Raw genomic sequence first — 16,496 nt, 5'->3', positions numbered from 1 at the left:
TGTAACCGTTTTTCATTGTCTGTGGTGCTGCATTTTGCAGGATGAGGGTCTAACATGGACTTCGAGAACTCACAATGGGATAGTCCTGCTGCTCGGCGCCGGCAGCAGGGGCGGAAAATGCAAGCCCATCACTGCCTTTTGCGCACGAAATAAGACAAGCCAGCAATACAACCATCACCGCAAGCCAGAACAGCGTTTTGGGCTTTGTCCCGTTGTCCTCAGCGTGGTAGCCGTAAATCATAACCCGCCCCCCGAGATGTAACGTCCCAGGCATAGGAAAGTCATAACATTTTAGAGGAGGATTACCGGAACTTGATTGTTTGTTCCATTTTAGGCTAAGTACGGCAGGAAGGGATGAGCAGATGATCCTGTTTGCATAGGACCGGGGTACTAAATTGGCAAACTATGGTATTACAGAGCGTACTAAAAAAATTAGGGCCATCTATAAACACGCCGTGGGCTGCCTACACTAGCTTCGAATCCCAAAAAGGCGGGGAGAAAGAAGATGGGCACGAAGTGGATCAACCTTTTGGGCGTCAACCTAATGAACCGGGAGGATGAAGAGGGAATCGCCGACGTGGCCCTCGTCCGGGAGTACGTCAAGGAGGCCCAGAAGTTCATCTGGCAGATGGGCGAAACCCTGGCCCAAATCAGCCTCGAAGAGCATATATCTCCCGAGACGCTCGCCCGACTGCGGCACCTCAACCGGGCGGCGGGAACGGCCCTGCGCGTGGCGAGCCTCGGCATTGACCCCCATCATTGAGGGGTTACTGGAGGGCTTTTGCTGTTCCCCTCTTTACTAACCGTATAACATGATGTTTTAATGAGCTTATCATTAAGTTCACCACCACAACGCAAAACGCCGACCGTCTAAAAATGAGCGGTTTTTGACGGTCGCCGCCGGGAGGAAGCACCATGTTATACGAAAGCACCAGGGGCGGCCAGAAGGGCTTAACCTCGGCCGAAGCCATCAAGCAGGGGATCGCCGGCGACGGTGGCCTTTTCGTGCCCGACAGCAGGGTCCGCTTCTCCCTGGAACAGATAGCGGCTATGGCCGGGATGAGCTACCAGGACCGGGCCGCGACCTTGCTGGCGCCTTACCTCACCGACTTTACGGCCGGCGAAATCAGGGAGTGCGTGGCGAACGCCTACCGCGCGCCGAAATTCGATACGCCCACCATCGCCCCGCTCGTGCGCACCGCCGGAGGAGACCATTACCTGGAGCTGTGGCACGGGCCGACGCTGGCCTTCAAGGACATGGCCCTGCAGATTCTGCCCCACCTGCTCCAGCGCTCCATGACCAAGACCGGCGAGCCGTTCGACATCGTCATCCTGGTGGCCACCTCGGGAGACACGGGCAAGGCCGCGCTGGAAGGTTTCCGGGACGTCCCCAAGACCAGGATCATCGTGTTCTTCCCTAACCAGGGCGTCAGTGAAGTGCAGAAGCTGCAGATGATCACCCAGGAGGGAGGCAACGTCGGCGTTTTCGCCGTGCGGGGCAATTTCGACGACGCCCAGACCGGCGTGAAGGCCATCTTCACCGACCCAGAAACGGTGAAAAAGCTCACCGAACACAACTTTAAATTCTCGTCGGCCAACTCCATCAACTGGGGCCGGCTGGTTCCCCAGATCGCCTATTACTTCTCCGCTTACGCCGATCTTCTTAAAAACGGGGTTATCGCGCCCGGCGAACAGATCAACTTCGTGGTGCCCACGGGCAACTTCGGCAACATCCTGGCCGGGTTCTACGCCCGCCGGATGGGCCTGCCGGTGCGCAGGCTGATCTGCGCCGCCAACACGAACAACGTTCTGACCGACTTCATCCGCACCGGCACTTACGACAAGAACCGCAGATTTGAAAAAACCATTTCGCCCTCGATGGACATCCTGGTTTCGTCCAACCTCGAGCGCCTGCTCTACGAGCTGACCGGCCACGACGCCGAGAAGGTATCCGGGTGGATGAGCGACCTGCGCGACAAAGGCCGCTACGACGTGGACAGGAGTACGCGGTACAGGATCACCGAACTCTTCTGGTCGGACTGGGCCAGCGACGACGAGACCCTGAAAACGATCCGCAAGGTGCATGAGGATACGGGATACGTCCTCGACACCCACACCGCCGTGGGCAAGGCGGTCTACGAGCGGTACAAGGAAGAGACGGGCGACGGGACCTGGACGGTCATCGTCAGCACGGCCAGCCCGTTTAAGTTCAACGCCAGCGTGGCCAGGGCCATCCTGGGCGAAGACACGGTTGCGGGCAAGAGCGAGTTCGAACTGCTGTCAATGCTGGCGGAAGCCACGGGATTGAGCGTCCCGCCGGCGCTGCGGGACCTGGACAAGAAGCCCGTTCTGCACCCGAGGGTCGTAGAACCGGAGGAAATGCGCGACGCGGTCCTGGCAATGCTGATCGGCCGCAATTAGGAAGTAGGACATAGGACATAAGATATTTGGTCGGAATTTGGCCCACGGCCAAATTCCTTTTTTAAAATCCTTACGTCTTACGTCTTAAGTCCTAAGTCCAAGCTAAAGAATATTCTCCAGAGTCACGGCTTCCTTCTCAGGAATGTGCCTAACCATTTCTTTCAGCGCCGCCGCCTCGCCAAGCGCCAGCTCTTCGTCCTCCGCCCAGAGGTATTCCCCAATGCGGACAAGGGTGAAGTCGATGTTGTCGATTTCCTGGTGATCGAGGAAAACCGCCCACCACCTCTTCATTTCCGCCCAGCGCGAGCGCACGCCGGCCAAAGTGCGTTCGGCCTCGTCCCACTTTTCCTGGCGGACCTGCGCTTCAATCTGGTCTATTCTTTTGACGAGGTCGTCAGCCGTCTTATCCAGCGCCTGAACCATCCATACACCGGCGCCAATGACCATGGCCAGGATGACGAGCAGCGTTACTACAATACGCAATCCTTGATCCCTCGCAATAAGGATGTCTGAAGCCGGAGGTCAGAGGTCTGAACGGGAAGTGATCGCTCCACGATCACAGAGTATGATCCAAACGAAAGACCTTACGGGTTTTCTCGGGTCTGACATCAGACTTCCGGCATCCGGCTTCCCTATGCAGCATGCTACGACTTAACCTGGTAGAACAGCTTCCCGTTGGTGTCCAGGCTGGCGAAAAGGACTCTTTTTAGATCCTGGATGCCGAACTTGGCCAGTTCGCTCCGTAGCCAACCCGTATCGACATTGATCTGCTTCAGGTTTTTCTCAAGGACGTTGCCGTCAATGATCAGGGTCGTGGGCAGTCCTTCGTATGACGTCGGGATATTCAAATCCTCAGGGCAGACGGGGCGTTTTTGCGACTTGGGAATCACGGAAAGCTTACCGTTTGTCTCCAGGATGGCGAATTCCACGTCGGCGATGTTCGGGACGTTCTTGGCTCTTAGCTGCTCCAGCAAGTCGTTGATGTTGTAGCGAATGCTCGACATTTCCTTTTCCATGATTTTGCCGTTCGCGATCAGGATGCTGGGCCTGCCGCAAATGATACCGCGCGCCCGCTCGCTCTTCAACGAGGCGTAGGACAGGAGCACCTGGGCGACCAGCAGGGTGAAGATGGGCACCAGGCCGTTGATCAGCGGCAGATCGGTGTCGGCGATGGGAATCGAGGCCAGTTCGGAAAGCATGATGATGACCACCAGTTCGAAGGGCTGGAGCTGTCCCACCTCCCGCTTGCCGGTCAGGCGCAGGACGAGCACGACGGCCGCAAAAAGGATGATTGTTCGCACGAGAACCAGGAGCATGAAAAATCCATCCTTTATCGTTAATTCCATTTTCATGCTTCCAGCCTCGGCGCCCGTTTATGCAAAAGAAGAGAATTACCGGCCCGAATAAATGACACACCCGTTGAACAACCTAATTATCGCGAGGAGGGTTCGCCATTGTTTAATCTCTTTCAGCTCATCAACCGAAATCAACCGGAATTAAGAGAGTTCGACCCTACCACGGTGCAGAGAATCAAGGAAGGAGCTTATCTGGTCAAGGTGATCAGCGAAACGGAGGTCGCCGCACGCAAGTGCGATTTTTACGCCGGTAATTGCGAAAACAAAGAGATCGCCGACTTTTTCAGGGAAGAAAGCAAAAAACTGCAAAAATCCAAGCTTCTTCTTCAAGACTACTACGAGAGCATGACCAGGGAGTGACTTTAGTGATGAAGTTTACCGATATGGACATGCTGCAGGATTATGAAAAGGACGCCCGGATGGCAGCTTTGGCCTATGCTTTGATTCAGACCGAGATCATGGACAACACCCTGCGCACCATCATGGGGAGAGCGGTCGGCGAGGCGGCCGCATCGCAGAAAAAGGCCGCCGAATTGATACTGTCGCGGGGAGACCGACCATGAAGGAGGTCGGAAGTCGGAAGTCGGAGGTCGGACGCGAAGCAACTCGCTAAGGCGAATTGCACCGGGCTGTTCAACGGAGGTCGGAAGTCGGAGGCCGGAGGAGCATTAAGCAATAACCGCCAAGACGCCAGGAAATATCTAAAACGACAATGATCGCCGAGAGTCCAAGAAGCCAGGCCAAAGGATTTTTGAAACCTATGATGCCTTGGGTTAAACTCAGAATACCATCCAGGTTCCCCTTGGCGTTCTTGGCGACCTTGGCGGTTGAATTCCTAATCCCGTTACTTTTCCTCTTAGCACCCTTGGCGTTCTTTGGCATTAGAAAGAGAAGGGCCTGTCGTCGTCGCCCGACAGGTCCTTCTCTTTCCTCAGGATTTCTTTGTCGCGCTTGCGGGTGTATCTCTTCTTGTTCGGGACGACCTGGGTCCCCGGCTTGCGAGTCCAGCTTCTTCTGACGGAACAGTAGATCGTTTTCTTCTTTACGATTTTCTCACCCCGCCTTCAGGATTCTGCCACCCCTAGGAGACCGCTGAAAAACTGCGCCTGGCAAAAAGGATGTCGGATGCCAGAAGTCAGAAATCTGACCTGATGAAATCCGCAGAGCGATTGCTAAGGATTATAGACTTGCAATCGCGAAGCGATCGCTTCCCGTAACCGACCTCTGACCTCTTGCCTCGGACCTCTTTTTGAGCGGTCTTAAGGGTAACTTCCAAAGGACGGTCGTATCCTGAAAGACGTCTGTACCAAAACCAGTGTCTTGGCTTTTGCAGCACTCTTCTAGATGTTAAAGCGGAAGTTGATGATGTCCCCGTCCTTCACCACATACTCCTTGCCTTCCAGACGAAACAGGCCCTTCTCCTTGACCTTGGCCGGGCTGCCCAGCTCGTAGAGGTCGTCGTAGTGGAAGACCTCGGCCCTGATGAACCCGCGCTCAATGTCCGAGTGTACCTTTCCGGCAGCCCTCCGAGCCGCTGTCCCCTTGCGTATGGTCCAGGCACGGACCTCATCCTCGCCGACTGTGAAAAAGGAAATCAGGCCAAGGTAGTCGTAGGCCACGCGGGCCAGACGCGCAAGTCCCGATTCGGAAAGCCCGAGATCGGCCATAAACTCCGCTCTGTCTTCAGGGAGGAGTTCGTTGATCTCTTTTTCCACCTGGGCACTGACTTCTACGACCGGGAAACCCCTTTCGCCCGCGTAGGCCTCCAGTTCGTCCCGTCGGGGGTACGTTCCCGAACGCAGCTGTTCTTCGTCCAGGTTGACGGCCAGGATCACCGGCTTTTCGGTCAGGAAATTATAAACCGTCATGACCTCGGCCTCTTCCTCGGAAAGCTCAACGCTGCTTACCGGCCGTTCGGCCTCAAGCGCCGCAAGGTAGCGCTGCAGCACGTCCAGCTCGACGGCGGCCGTCTTGGGCGGCTTCTTCCCGCCCTTGATACGCTCGATACGTCTCTCGATAACGCCCATGTCGGCCAGGAGCAGTTCGGTTTGAAAATCCGCCACGTCCCTCATCGGATCCACCGTGCCGGAGATGTGAGGCACCTCATCCGACGCAAACGCGCGCACAACCTGGACCAACAGGTCGGCGGTGCAGACCTCTTCCAGAAATTTGCCGGCAGCCCCGGGTCCGGCCCCGCTCTGCACGCCGGGGATGTCCTTAAACTGGATCCGGGCATATACCGTTTTGCGCGGCTTGTACAGCGACGACAGGTAGTCGATCCTCTTGTCCGGCACGTCGGCCATGCCGGTGTTGACGCCGCCTCCCGAAAAAGGACCTGTGGGCAAATCCGACCCGGTCAACAGGTTAAAAAGAGTCGTCTTGCCTGCCAGGGGCAGCCCCACCAGACCGATCAACATGGCTGAAGTTCACTCCAATCAAGGTTGTTTTTACACCTGGTCTACAGAATACCACCCTGCACTCGCACCCTACAAGCGAAGCGTCAGTTCCTTCCACAAGCCCGGGGTGCATATATCCCTCAGCAGGATTTGACTGTATTTCTCTTTGCCCTCGAACGGCGTCGGCGGGTAATCTTTCAGACGGGGCGCCGCGTTGTAACCCTCATGGATAACGGGATCGCTACCGGTCCTGCGGGCTTCGAGCAGCCATTCCCTCACTAATTGGTCCTCCCCCTTGTTGACTATCAGATCTCGCAGCCGCCTGGCCCGTTTAGTCTGAGGGCTGCAGATGAAGGTCTGGCACACCAGCGGGCGCGCGCTGTAAAGGCGGCAAGTCCGGCTAGCCCTGTCCAGCAGGCAACAGCGCCCGTCAATAGGTCGGCTCATCGTGATGTCCACTACCGGGCCCTCCGCCAGCACGTGGGCATAACGCTCAAGCCACGCGTTAAGGGCGGCGTCCGGCGCCGTTTCCGCCCTGAGCCGCAGGACGTCGATGACGGTGAGGGGAAGCCGTTCGGCGCAGCACAGGTCACAACCCTTGCACGTCCTGCGGCGGGCGCGGCCCCGGTGGAGCCCCAGGTTTTCAATGGCCTCGTTCAAGGCGTTGAGGTAATCCTGGACGGTTGCTTCCGGGTCCGCAATGGCCACATCATATCCTGTTACATCGCTTATCTTTTTGGCGCTGACGATCACCTTGTCCAATACCGATCCCTCTTAAGGCGTTAGGAAGGCCTGACCCTGATTGCAGCGAATTCCTTCGAGGCCGACGACTGACGACCGACGACCGACGACTAAATTAAGTATACGTCCCGAGGCCGAACCGGTAAAATGGTGATTGAAAGATCAGTCAGCCGATTGGGGCGAGGTGCGGTCAAATGCCGGCGAATCTGACGCCGCAGTACTACGCTGCGGAAGAGGCATTCAAGGCGGCCACCACGACGGAGGAAAAGATCGAGGCCTTGCAGGAGATGCTGGCCGTCATCCCCAAGCACAAGGGGACTGAAAAGCTCCAGGCCGATCTCAAGCGCCGCCTGTCCAAACTGCGGGAAGAACAGGAGCAAAAAAGGAAAAGCAAAACCGGCGGAGCCGACCCCTTTTACGTTGAGCGCCAGGGTGCCGGCCAAGCCGTCCTCTTCGGCTTCCCCAACACCGGCAAGTCGGCCCTGATCTGCGCTCTGACGCGGGCCAAGGCCAAGGTGGCCGACTACCCGTTCACCACCGCCGTCCCTCTGGCCGGGATGATGCCCTACGAAGAGGCTCTCGTTCAGCTCGTCGACACGCCCCCTTTCACGGAGGAAGGGGTGGTCCCCGGAATGATGCAGACCCTGAGGGCCGCCGACGCGCTCCTCGTGGTCATCGACATCGGCGCGTCCGACTGCCTGGAACAGCTCGAGACCTGCCTCGATTTCCTGGCCAAGAAGAGACTGCTTGCCAAACCGTACCTCGTCATCGCCAACAAGATGGACCATCCCGATGCCCCGTCAAACCTGGCGGTCATCCGGGAGCTGCGGCCCGACCCGGAGATCATCCCGGTCTCGGCGGCCAGAGGCACGGGCCTGGAAGACCTGCGCCCCCTGGTCTTCCGGAGCCTGGGGGTCATCAGGGTCTTCGGCAAAACGCCCGGCAAGCCGGCCGACATGACCGCCCCGTTCTACCTGAAGGCCGGAAGCACCGTGCTCGACCTGGCCGCGGCCATCCACCGCGACTTCCCCGCCCGCCTGAAATTCGCCCGCATCTGGGGCTCCGCCAGGTTCGAAGGCCAGACCGTTCCCAGAGATTATGTGCTGGCCGACAGGGATGTCGTCGAACTGCATGTAACCTAGCGTTGGGCATTGGACCTTCTATGTCAATACCTAATTTTAATAACCCTGATTAGGCTTTGAGCGTTGGGCGGGATAACTTAGCCCGCCTCTTGGCGATCCTGACTGCGGTATGGTCCTCTTCCCACCTTGGCGGTCTTGGCGACCTTGGCGGTTTGTAATAAGAGGGTTTCTGCGCTTCCTGGCATCCTGAGCGGTTCTTCGTCTCAGTGCTCAATGCTTAGTCCCGGCGCTCAGTTCGGATCTGTCGCCTACGGTTTCGTTGACATGTTGCTCCGGGGCGCCGGGCCGGGTCTGGATCAGCACTACGGCCGCCAGGATGAGGCCGCACCCGGCGATCTGCATCAAGGCCAGGCGCTCGCCCAGGAGGAGGAAGGCCAGGACGGCGGCGACCACCGGCTCCAGGGTGCTGATGATCCCGGTCTTGGTAGGGCTTAAGTATTTCAGCCCTTCGAAAAAGAACCCGAACGGCAGTACAGTGGCAAAAACGGCGATGTAGACGAAGAAGAGCCGCTCCGTCCAGTTATAAGCCAGCCATACCCCCACAGGGTTTTGGACGAAACACCACAGGACGGCGGCGAACCCGTAGCCGTATACCGTAAGCGTCCAGGCGCCGTATTTCTCGAGGCCCTTTTTGCCGAAAAGGGTATAAAAAGCAAAGAAAGCGGCCGAGGCCAGCCCATAGGCCAGGCCTAAGGGCGTCGTCGCCAGGCCGCCGCCAACCTTGCCGGTAACGATGAGGTAACCGCCTCCCACGGCCAGCGCCAGGGCGGCCAATTTACAGAGGGTGAGCTGCTCCGCACGCCGCAAAACCCCATAAACCAGCACGAGGGCCGGCGCCAGGTACTGCAGGAAGATGGCCGTGGCGACGTTGGTCTCCTTGATCGCCATCAGGTAGGTGACCTGAACCCCGGCCACGCCGACCATCCCAAAGACAGCCATAAACAGCAGGTCGCTCCGGGCGAACCACAGGCATTTCCGGTTTGCGACCGCGAGATAGACGAACAACAGCAAAAAAGAAAGGACGGCCCGCATCTCGGCGACGTGAACCGGCCTGACGTCCTGGTTGAACATGTACTTGGCGACCGTTCCCGCCAGCCCCCACAGCATCGCCGCCGCCGCTACAAAGAGAAAGCCCTTGACCTCGTTCTTCATCTTTCCTCCGCTTTACCTCTTTACCTCCTTATTAACTCTCTCCATTGTCGCCTGTCCGCCGGGGATAGTCAACGCCCGCCTTGCAGTCCTGCCGGAAAAGGATTGGCCCGGCGGTAGAGGAATTAGGCGGCAGATGAGGAAAGAGGAAAGAGGACTACCTACAGTGTGTGGGCGATGGAGGGGTTTCAGTTTTGTGGAGAGAAAATCTGAACAGGCTGATACACAAAGAAGGAACCCACCCGGCCTGGGGCCTGGCTCATTGCAGCCGCGTTTATAAGCTGGCCTGGCAGCTCGGAACCGGGCATGACCTCGACGACGACGTGCTGTGGGCGGCGGCCATGATCCACGACCTCGGGGCTTACCCCGCGCTCCGCCAAAACGGGGTCGACCACGCCGCGCGTTCCGCGCAGGTTGCGGGGGAACTCCTGCCGGCCCTCGGCTTCCCGTCAGCCAAGCTTGCCCAGGTCCTGTCCGTCATCCGCGGGCACATGTTCTACACCCCTCCCGCCGACTCGCCGGAGGCGCGGTTCTTCCACGACGCCGACGTCCTTGAGTTCATGGGTGCCATCGGCGTCGCGCGCATCCTGTCGATCGTCGGCCTCGACGACTGGACGCCGGACCTGCCTTCGGCCATTAAGCTCCTCAGGAAGTTCAGCGAAGAACTCCCGGCGAGCCTCGTCACCGCCGAAGGGAAGGCTCTCGGCGAGCAAAGACGGGAGGAAATGGCGCGTTTCCTGGACGAGCTGGAGCAGGAAACATACAGGTTTAAACTGATATGAGGCTTCTCAACCGCAAGAACGCCGAGGACGCCAAGGTGGAGAAGAACGCCAAGACCCGGCGGTCTTGGCGTCTTGGTGGTCGGATCGTTCTCAACGCCCGGCGCAGCCGGTCCACCTGCGGTTGACGTCCTCCCAGTTGACGAGGTTCCACCAGGCTTCCACCCATGCCGCCCGTCTGTTCTGGTATTTGAGGTAATAGGCATGTTCCCACACGTCGCAGACCAGGAGCGGGACGACCCCCCACTGGGTCAGGTTTTGGTGTTTTTCGGCCGTCAAGACGACCAGCTTGCCGAACCCCGGGTTCCAGGCCAGAACGGCCCAGCCGGAACCCTCAACAGCCACGGCGGCGGCCGAAAACTGCTTCTTGAAGACGTCGTAACCGCCGAAATCCTGGTCAATCTGTACGGCGATCGGCCCTACGGCGGAGCCGCCGGCGTTGGGGGCCATGTTTTCCCAGAACATGGTGTGCAGGATGTGCCCCGAACCGTGGAACGCCAGCTCGCGCTCCCAGTGCTTGACCAGGGCGAAATCACCCTTCTCCCTCGCCTCGGCGAGCTTGGCCTCGGCATTGTTCAAACCGTCGACGTAAGCCTTGTGGTGGGCGTCGTGATGCAGGCGCATCGTCTGTTCGTCGTAATAAGGCTCCAGGGCGTCGTAGGCGTAAGGTAGAGGCGGCAGTTGATGAGGCATTTGACCACCGTCCTTTCTCATTTTAGGATATTATAACGCTTAAAGGATCGATTTACTAAGCCGCGATTGGAGGTGCAGCCATGCGCAGGGTGAACAAAACCACCCAGTGGGTCATCCGCATCATCTTCCTGGTTATCGTGATCGTTTTCCTCTGGCAGCAAAAAGGGTTCGGCCAGTGATTTCCGCCGGGTTGACGCAAACCGCTTGAATATCTGTTCAATCGGTGGTATGATATATAAGCAACCGGTCTTGAGCACGACCGGGGACCACCCGAGTGGAGAAGCGGGGGAAATGGTTCACGGTGCAGTCTCCACCTGTACCGGCTCCGTGGTAAGGCTGGGGAACACGTAGTAATGCCCCCAGCGGAAGAACGAATGTCCCGCGGCTGCAAACCGCGGGATTATTTATTAGCTCTCAGCGCTCAGAAACGGGCTTCGCCCCGCACTTAGCGCTTAGCTGTCAGCACTCAGATTACGGGGTTTAATCCTTGCCTGAATGCTGAGCGCTGAATGTTGAATGCCATTAAGAAGGTGTTTTGCATGTTCGGCAAGATTGCAGTTTATCTGCTGGCGATGCTGTTCGTCTCCCCTGTCTTCATAGGAGGCCTCTGGCTGAAAGGCCACCTGATCGCCCAAAGCGGCGGGACCTTGCCGCCCAAAGCCGCCGATCTCCCGCTTTATTTCATGCTGGGCTCCATGCTTATGGGCACGGTCGCCGGCATCCTGGCCCAGACCTTGAGATCCGAATTTAAGAAACAAAAAACGCCACAATAAAAAAATGGGTAGATTTTCGTAGAGGAATCTATAGAGATACAACGAATTTCGTTAGCCTGTGCACATTTAGCGTAAACATTGTAACATTAGTTTGGAAAGCGGGAATGAAGAAGTGTTTCCAAAACTGCAGATCGGCCGGCTCCTGCCCCGTTACCCCATCATCCAGGGAGGCATGGCCCTCAGGGTTTCGACGGCGCCCCTCGCCGCGGCGGTGGCCAACGCCGGCGGCATCGGCGTGATCGGGGCCACCGGCATGGCCCTGGAGGAACTCAGGGCGGAAATCAGGAAGGCCCGGAGCCTGAGCCGGGGCATCATCGGCGTCAATGTTATGTTCGCCGTGCGGGAATTCGCCGCTCTTGTCAAGGCGGCCATCGAAGAAAAGATCGATATCGTCTTTACCGGCGCCGGTTTTTCCCGGGACGTTTTCGCCTGGGGCAAGGAGGCCGGCATCCCCATCGTCTCCATTGTCTCTTCCGCCAGGCTGGCCAGGCTGGCCGAGAAACAAGGCGCCGCAGCCGTAGTGGCTGAAGGCTGCGAGGCGGGAGGCCACCTGGGCACCGACCGCTCGGTTAAGGAGATCATCCCGGAAATCAAGCAGACCGTCGACATTCCGGTGATCGCGGCCGGAGGCATGGTCACCGGCGCCGACATCGCGGAAATGATCCGCCTGGGTGCGGACGGCGTTCAGCTCGCCACGCGTTTCGTCCTGAGCGAAGAATGTACCGTTGCCGACGCCTTCAAGCAAAAGTACCTGGAGGCCACCGCCGAAGATGTCGTCGTGATCAAAAGCCCGGTAGGCATGCCCGGACGGGCCCTCAGGAACGCCTTCGTGGAAAAGATCATGCGCGACGAGGCTCCCAAGCCCAGGGAATGCGAAAAATGCCTGAAGGTTTGCTCCAAGGACTACTGCATCATCCGCGCCCTGGACAACAGCCAGAAGGGCAACGTTGACGAGGGTGTCGTCTTCTGCGGACAAAACGTGCACCGCATTAAGGAAATCCTGCCCGTCAAAGCGATTTTCGCCAAACTCATCGCGGAATACAAAGCCGCAATCGAAGGAGCCGCCCTGCAACCGATTAAATAACTCTGCTGAATAGAGCACTGTTCCCGATAATTAGAAGCGTTGCCCCCAGAAAGCCCAGAGCGTTATGTAAAACCGCTTTGGGCTTTTGTATCTATAACTTCTTTACAGGCTTAATCAATATTAGGAAGCTTAATCGACGGATTTTTAAGCAAATACTCAACCTCGATCGAAATACGGATATTGAGCGTTTTCTTAAACTAATGTTTAAAAGGCCGGCGCATGGACATAATATTGGTAACTTAAGAAAATTAACCATCGGGAGGTAAGCAAATGGCTTTTCAGGTGTACACGCCCAAGGAACGCGGTCCGCGGAGAGAACCCAAACCCACGGTATCCCTGTCAAAATCCTCGATCGTTTTAAACAAACTGGCGAGGAAATACGTTAAAGGCGACCGCTTCGAGCTGGCCTTTGACCCGGACACCAAGACCATTCGCATTAGGCCCAGCGAAGACGGTCTCAACTTGAAGAAAACGAAGATTCACGCCAAAGGGTTCTTCAAACATTTCGACATCCGCACCAAAGGCAAGTACGAAGCGCACTACAACGACCAGGAAAACGCCCTGTACGTGCCGCTGCAATAACTTTGGCCGAAAAGCCGCCTTACTTAAAAAAGGCGGCTTTTCGGGCTTTGAGGCACTGTATATCGTTCTTTCGAGCGGGCAGTCTAATACAAGACTTACGTGGAGGCGACAACTGTGAAGAAAAACCCGCGGCGCGACAAGCAATCGGCCACGCCCAGCGGCGGGCAGGCCTGCCGGACCACCCACGAGGCCATCGGCGACTACTGGGACTACAACGCGGCCCCCGACCCTTCCGGAAGCACGCCCTTCGAACCCAACAGCTATCCCGGGAGGGGTCCCGGCGGCGAGCCCATCGAACCTCGGCCATAAATTTTTATGTTTTAGGGCAACTTACTTGAAGAAAGCTCACTCAAATCTTACGCCAACGCCTTTGCGGGAGGTGAGAACGGCTTGAGCGGCACTACCACCAGCCGGATCGTTATCGGCCTCGGAGTAATTGTTTCTTTGTCAGATCTCTGACTTCAGGCATCCGACATCCTTTTCAGTACGCTCCGCGCCGTCCGGCGCTGTCTTCCTCGTCATGCTCGTTTTTGAAAGGTTCGAATTTTAGCATCTTCTCGATCGCTTAGCAGCTTATGATTTCTACTTAGGAGGTAAGAACATGAAAAAGGACAAGGACGTGCCGAAGGGCGGCGACCTGAAGATTCGCAAGAACTTCGTTAAAGGTCCCACCGACCTCAAGCGTGACGACGTGGCGGGCATTAACGAGATCGACGTCAAGGGTGAAAACCTGGGGACCAACGATGAAATCGATGGTCCTCGCCCATAAGGAAGTCAGATGCCGGAAGTCTGAGGTCAGTGTATGTTAATACACTCCTGCATCCCGCGCAGGATTGTCCGGAAGATCAGTTCTTTGCCGCCGCTGCCGCCGCTCATCACCGACGTCCTCGGGCGGGCGCTCCGGCAGAGGCACCCCGTGCTCATGGAGCAGCTGCTCCAGCTTGTTGATCTGCGAAGTTAACGTTCTCTCCAGTCTTGGGTCAGCAGCACCTTGAATTCGGTGTCAGCTTCTAAAAAAGAGGCTGAGTTCCAGAATGTCATACTGTATAGTAAGGTTTTCCCAGAGCATGTGGGCTTCGCCGGCGGAGATTTCTTTGGTTGTGGGTAGTGCCCCCAGGATTCCGGATAGTATGGCCGACATCGCAGTTCCTCCGTTTCCATATCAGTTCATAGAGCGGTATGATGAAGTGTTTGGTCCAAAGCAACGGCCTTACCCGGAACATGCGTCCGGCCTCGGGGCGCGGGAAGTCACCGACCCGCTGGAAGACTTACATTAGGGAGAAAAAAGGCCTGGCCGGCTTGCAACCGCCGGACCAGGCGGAAACATTTGCTGCGGGGCGCTGCTTAACCTTTCTTCTGATGAACGAAGGTCTTGCAACACGATTCCATGCAGGTGTTTACCGGGGTCGTGCCCTTGTTCATCTGCACGATCTGGTCGGTGTGCGGGTAGTCCCACTTGTCTTCAAGACGGTTGGCCAAAGTGTCGCTGGTGATGAGAATCCCCTCGGCCATGCAATGGTTGCCCTGGCCCCACCACTGGCAGTTGCTGACGGTGCAATGAACGCTCACTGTTCCTACCTCCTGGAATGGATTTGTCTTAGTATGCCCCTAAAGCGCGCATCTTACATGGAATGCGGGGTGGATTCACTGTGTAAGCAGATGCTGAAAGGCCAGGTACACAGGCCGGACCACGGCCTCAATCCCTTTGGTAATGTTGGGGACGGGCAGCTTGAGCGCCACCCCGAAGCTCAGCACCATGGCAATGAAAGTAACCCCGGCGAAGGCCCAGAGTTCACGATACATTCTCTGGCGGACGAGTTTCGGCACTTCAAAAGCGATGATGGACACGAACAACAGAAACAGAAGAAACAGGTTCAATACATCTCGCCTCTCGATCATGGGGTCGGACCTTCAGGTTTTTCACATTTATTAGGGTCAGGCTCTTTTTAAAAGAATTTAAGAAAACTTAAGGTTTGACCCCTATGCCCTTCTCGATGAAGCCGGTGCGCCGGACCGAAGCCTCGGCACGAGCCGTGATTTCGACGCCGGGGAAGATTTCCGGCCAGCTGTCTTTCATCTCCCGCCACTCCCGCGGGAACTTCCGGTGGAAGGCCGCTCCCACCCCGAGAACATCGGAGCCGAGTTCCTGGGCCTTGTCGGCCGCCGCCGTTATTTCCTGCTCGACAGCCTGCGCCAGGGCCCGGTTCAAAGCCTCGACCGCCTCGGGGCGGGTCAGGTCCAGCGTGCCCTCGCTCTGGGCGACATCGGCCTCGACCCCCCTGACCTCTACCGTAGCCAGGAGCCTCCCGTCCTGGATGTCCGGCATGATCCGGCTCTTCCCACCAGCAATAATCTCCAGAGTTACCCGTCCGCCCCCAGAAGGGCTGGGAACGGTAACAGCGCCACCTTGAACCTTGTTTTGGGCCCACTGTACGCCGCGCGTTTCCCGCTCGGTGAGATAACCGGCGAAACGGTCCCCCCGAAAGGCGGCAGCACCGCTCAGTTCGAGGATGAAGACGGGCTCCGGCGCGTTCGGTTGCTGCACTATGCCGGGACGGGTGGGGTTACGCAATACCCGCACTACCCCGCAGTACGCATCCTGCCCTTCAGCGGCCAGCATTTTGAGAAATTCACTGAGGTTAACGACGGCAAAACGTGAAGACAGTATGTTGTTCTTCCTTATGATTTCTTCCATTCTGCCTGCCGGAATACTCTCTTGCGTACCGGGGATATCCAGCAGCAAGGACAACTCGCTCGGAGTAACCAGGACATGGTTGAGGCGCCGCCGGATCTCCATACTCCGCTCAAAGAAATCCAAGTGCTGGTCGATACCTTGCCGTGCCAGTCCTTCGGAAAAGATGACCAATCCGTTCTGCGCCCAGAAGAGCTGCCGGGGGGAATGAAGCGATATCTCCCGTATGGCGTTAAAAACGGTCGCTCCCTCGCCTTCGTAATTGCGGTAGGGCTTGGCGGGAATGCTCGCTCCGGGAGTAACTCCCGCCATTCCCCCGCCGCCTCCGAGAGCGCGCGGGTTGGGTACCTGGGCGATCAGGCGGACCTTCCCCCCCGGCGCCCGGTCGACGGCGGTCGCCCGGACATAGCCCAGGTCCTCGGCCTCTTTCTTGTCCCAGCACCCAACGCACGTCATAATCATCAATGACAAAACGAAGATTACCAATACGGATATCCTGTTCCTATCAACCACTATCTGGTTGCACCCCCCGTGCGAGAGGTGTGAGGTGAGAAGTTAGAGGTGAGTGATACCACTTCTGATTTCCTGCTCCCACTCTTCTGAATTTCCCGACTCCAACTTCCAATATCCAACATCTACCCTGAAAAACGGCCCTTGCTATTCGGGTCTGGGTTTATCCCCGCAAGCGA

General features: G+C 57.4%; 24 protein-coding genes. 13 read left to right on the top strand and 11 right to left on the bottom strand.

Features of this window, described 5'->3' with window-relative positions; translation table 11 throughout:
* Positions 1–49: 49 nt before the first annotated feature.
* Complete coding sequence (locus ACUM6F_RS12120; protein ID WP_445349385.1) at positions 50–241, bottom strand: hypothetical protein; 192 nt, start codon at positions 239–241, stop codon at positions 50–52.
* A 264-nt stretch (positions 242–505) separates the two neighbouring features.
* Between ACUM6F_RS12120 and ACUM6F_RS12115 the strand changes: the two genes are divergently transcribed.
* Together ACUM6F_RS12115 and thrC are read left to right on the top strand one after the other, a co-directional pair.
* Positions 506–763 carry a hypothetical protein gene (locus tag ACUM6F_RS12115; RefSeq protein WP_425620932.1) on the top strand — a complete coding sequence of 86 codons (258 nt, stop codon included), beginning with the start codon at positions 506–508 and terminating at the stop codon, positions 761–763.
* A 152-nt stretch (positions 764–915) separates the two neighbouring features.
* Entirely contained in the window at positions 916–2,421 is a 1,506-nt protein-coding gene (gene thrC, locus ACUM6F_RS12110; RefSeq protein ID WP_445349384.1) for a threonine synthase, read from the top strand.
* Between the two features lie 102 nt (positions 2,422–2,523).
* Here the strand turns inward: thrC and ACUM6F_RS12105 are convergent, their stop codons facing one another.
* Together ACUM6F_RS12105 and ACUM6F_RS12100 are read right to left on the bottom strand one after the other, a co-directional pair.
* On the bottom strand, positions 2,524–2,904 hold the full coding sequence (locus ACUM6F_RS12105; RefSeq protein ID WP_425620930.1) for a DUF4363 family protein: 381 nt from the start codon (positions 2,902–2,904) through the stop codon (positions 2,524–2,526).
* 161 nt (positions 2,905–3,065) lie between these two features.
* On the bottom strand, positions 3,066–3,767 hold the full coding sequence (locus tag ACUM6F_RS12100; protein WP_445349383.1) for a YetF domain-containing protein: 702 nt from the start codon (positions 3,765–3,767) through the stop codon (positions 3,066–3,068).
* A gap of 108 nt (positions 3,768–3,875) precedes the next feature.
* Between ACUM6F_RS12100 and ACUM6F_RS12095 the strand changes: the two genes are divergently transcribed.
* Positions 3,876–4,136 carry a hypothetical protein gene (locus ACUM6F_RS12095; protein ID WP_425620928.1) on the top strand — a complete coding sequence of 87 codons (261 nt, stop codon included), beginning with the start codon at positions 3,876–3,878 and terminating at the stop codon, positions 4,134–4,136.
* A gap of 5 nt (positions 4,137–4,141) precedes the next feature.
* Positions 4,142–4,339: a hypothetical protein gene (locus tag ACUM6F_RS12090; protein ID WP_426377439.1), complete on the top strand. Its 198-nt coding sequence runs from the start codon at positions 4,142–4,144 to the stop codon at positions 4,337–4,339.
* Between the two features lie 777 nt (positions 4,340–5,116).
* On the opposite strand, the gene ychF is transcribed toward ACUM6F_RS12090, so the two are convergent.
* Positions 5,117–6,193, bottom strand: coding sequence for a redox-regulated ATPase YchF (ychF, locus tag ACUM6F_RS12085; RefSeq protein ID WP_445349382.1), 1,077 nt, complete (start codon positions 6,191–6,193; stop codon positions 5,117–5,119).
* A 69-nt stretch (positions 6,194–6,262) separates the two neighbouring features.
* Positions 6,263–6,925 carry a YkgJ family cysteine cluster protein gene (locus ACUM6F_RS12080; protein WP_445349386.1) on the bottom strand — a complete coding sequence of 221 codons (663 nt, stop codon included), beginning with the start codon at positions 6,923–6,925 and terminating at the stop codon, positions 6,263–6,265.
* A 182-nt stretch (positions 6,926–7,107) separates the two neighbouring features.
* On the opposite strand from ACUM6F_RS12080, the gene ACUM6F_RS12075 reads away from it, so the two are divergent.
* Positions 7,108–8,055, top strand: a complete 948-nt coding sequence (locus tag ACUM6F_RS12075) for a GTPase (protein WP_445349381.1) — start codon at positions 7,108–7,110, stop codon at positions 8,053–8,055.
* Positions 8,056–8,265: 210 nt separating this feature from the next.
* Here the strand turns inward: ACUM6F_RS12075 and ACUM6F_RS12070 are convergent, their stop codons facing one another.
* Positions 8,266–9,207: a DMT family transporter gene (locus tag ACUM6F_RS12070; RefSeq protein WP_445349380.1), complete on the bottom strand. Its 942-nt coding sequence runs from the start codon at positions 9,205–9,207 to the stop codon at positions 8,266–8,268.
* Between the two features lie 191 nt (positions 9,208–9,398).
* Here ACUM6F_RS12070 and ACUM6F_RS12065 point away from each other — a divergent pair, with 191 nt between their 5' ends.
* Both ACUM6F_RS12065 and ACUM6F_RS12060 read left to right on the top strand, forming a co-directional pair.
* Complete coding sequence (locus tag ACUM6F_RS12065; RefSeq protein ID WP_445349379.1) at positions 9,399–9,986, top strand: HD domain-containing protein; 588 nt, start codon at positions 9,399–9,401, stop codon at positions 9,984–9,986.
* Complete coding sequence (locus ACUM6F_RS12060; RefSeq protein WP_445349378.1) at positions 9,983–10,111, top strand: hypothetical protein; 129 nt, start codon at positions 9,983–9,985, stop codon at positions 10,109–10,111. Before ACUM6F_RS12065 ends, ACUM6F_RS12060 begins: the two co-directional genes overlap by 4 nt.
* On the opposite strand, the gene ACUM6F_RS12055 is transcribed toward ACUM6F_RS12060, so the two are convergent.
* Entirely contained in the window at positions 10,077–10,676 is a 600-nt protein-coding gene (locus tag ACUM6F_RS12055) for a superoxide dismutase (protein ID WP_445349377.1), read from the bottom strand. The two genes, ACUM6F_RS12060 and ACUM6F_RS12055, sit on opposite strands and share 35 nt — an antisense overlap.
* A 539-nt stretch (positions 10,677–11,215) precedes the next feature.
* Between ACUM6F_RS12055 and ACUM6F_RS12050 the strand changes: the two genes are divergently transcribed.
* The 6 genes from ACUM6F_RS12050 to ACUM6F_RS12025 all read left to right on the top strand — a co-directional run bounded on the left by ACUM6F_RS12050 (position 11,216) and on the right by ACUM6F_RS12025 (position 14,076).
* Positions 11,216–11,449, top strand: a complete 234-nt coding sequence (locus tag ACUM6F_RS12050) for a hypothetical protein (RefSeq protein WP_425620922.1) — start codon at positions 11,216–11,218, stop codon at positions 11,447–11,449.
* A gap of 112 nt (positions 11,450–11,561) precedes the next feature.
* Positions 11,562–12,533 carry an NAD(P)H-dependent flavin oxidoreductase gene (locus ACUM6F_RS12045; RefSeq protein WP_426377437.1) on the top strand — a complete coding sequence of 324 codons (972 nt, stop codon included), beginning with the start codon at positions 11,562–11,564 and terminating at the stop codon, positions 12,531–12,533.
* Positions 12,534–12,803: 270 nt separating this feature from the next.
* A complete protein-coding gene (locus tag ACUM6F_RS12040) occupies positions 12,804–13,115 on the top strand; it encodes a hypothetical protein (RefSeq protein WP_425620921.1) in 312 nt (103 codons plus the stop codon).
* Between the two features lie 114 nt (positions 13,116–13,229).
* Positions 13,230–13,424 (top strand): hypothetical protein, encoded by a 195-nt coding sequence (locus ACUM6F_RS12035; protein ID WP_445349376.1) that lies wholly within the window; start codon positions 13,230–13,232, stop codon positions 13,422–13,424.
* 292 nt (positions 13,425–13,716) lie between these two features.
* The gene (locus ACUM6F_RS12030; protein WP_425620920.1) at positions 13,717–13,884 is read left to right on the top strand and encodes a hypothetical protein; all 168 of its coding nucleotides are present in this window, start codon (positions 13,717–13,719) and stop codon (positions 13,882–13,884) included.
* A gap of 33 nt (positions 13,885–13,917) precedes the next feature.
* Positions 13,918–14,076, top strand: a complete 159-nt coding sequence (locus ACUM6F_RS12025; RefSeq protein ID WP_425620919.1) for a hypothetical protein — start codon at positions 13,918–13,920, stop codon at positions 14,074–14,076.
* 42 nt (positions 14,077–14,118) lie between these two features.
* Here the strand turns inward: ACUM6F_RS12025 and ACUM6F_RS12020 are convergent, their stop codons facing one another.
* From ACUM6F_RS12020 to ACUM6F_RS12005, 4 genes are all read right to left on the bottom strand, one after another.
* Positions 14,119–14,256 (bottom strand): hypothetical protein, encoded by a 138-nt coding sequence (locus ACUM6F_RS12020; protein WP_445349375.1) that lies wholly within the window; start codon positions 14,254–14,256, stop codon positions 14,119–14,121.
* Between the two features lie 203 nt (positions 14,257–14,459).
* Positions 14,460–14,684, bottom strand: coding sequence for a DUF1540 domain-containing protein (locus ACUM6F_RS12015; protein WP_425620918.1), 225 nt, complete (start codon positions 14,682–14,684; stop codon positions 14,460–14,462).
* Positions 14,685–14,759: 75 nt separating this feature from the next.
* A complete protein-coding gene (locus ACUM6F_RS12010) occupies positions 14,760–14,993 on the bottom strand; it encodes a hypothetical protein (RefSeq protein ID WP_425620917.1) in 234 nt (77 codons plus the stop codon).
* Positions 14,994–15,081: 88 nt separating this feature from the next.
* Complete coding sequence (locus ACUM6F_RS12005; protein ID WP_445349374.1) at positions 15,082–16,320, bottom strand: Ger(x)C family spore germination protein; 1,239 nt, start codon at positions 16,318–16,320, stop codon at positions 15,082–15,084.
* Positions 16,321–16,496 lie beyond the last annotated feature (176 nt).

Source organism: Desulforudis sp. DRI-14, from assembly GCF_052618305.1.
The sequence above is the reverse complement of the archived record's forward strand: the minus strand, read 5'-3'. Positions and strand labels throughout refer to the sequence as shown.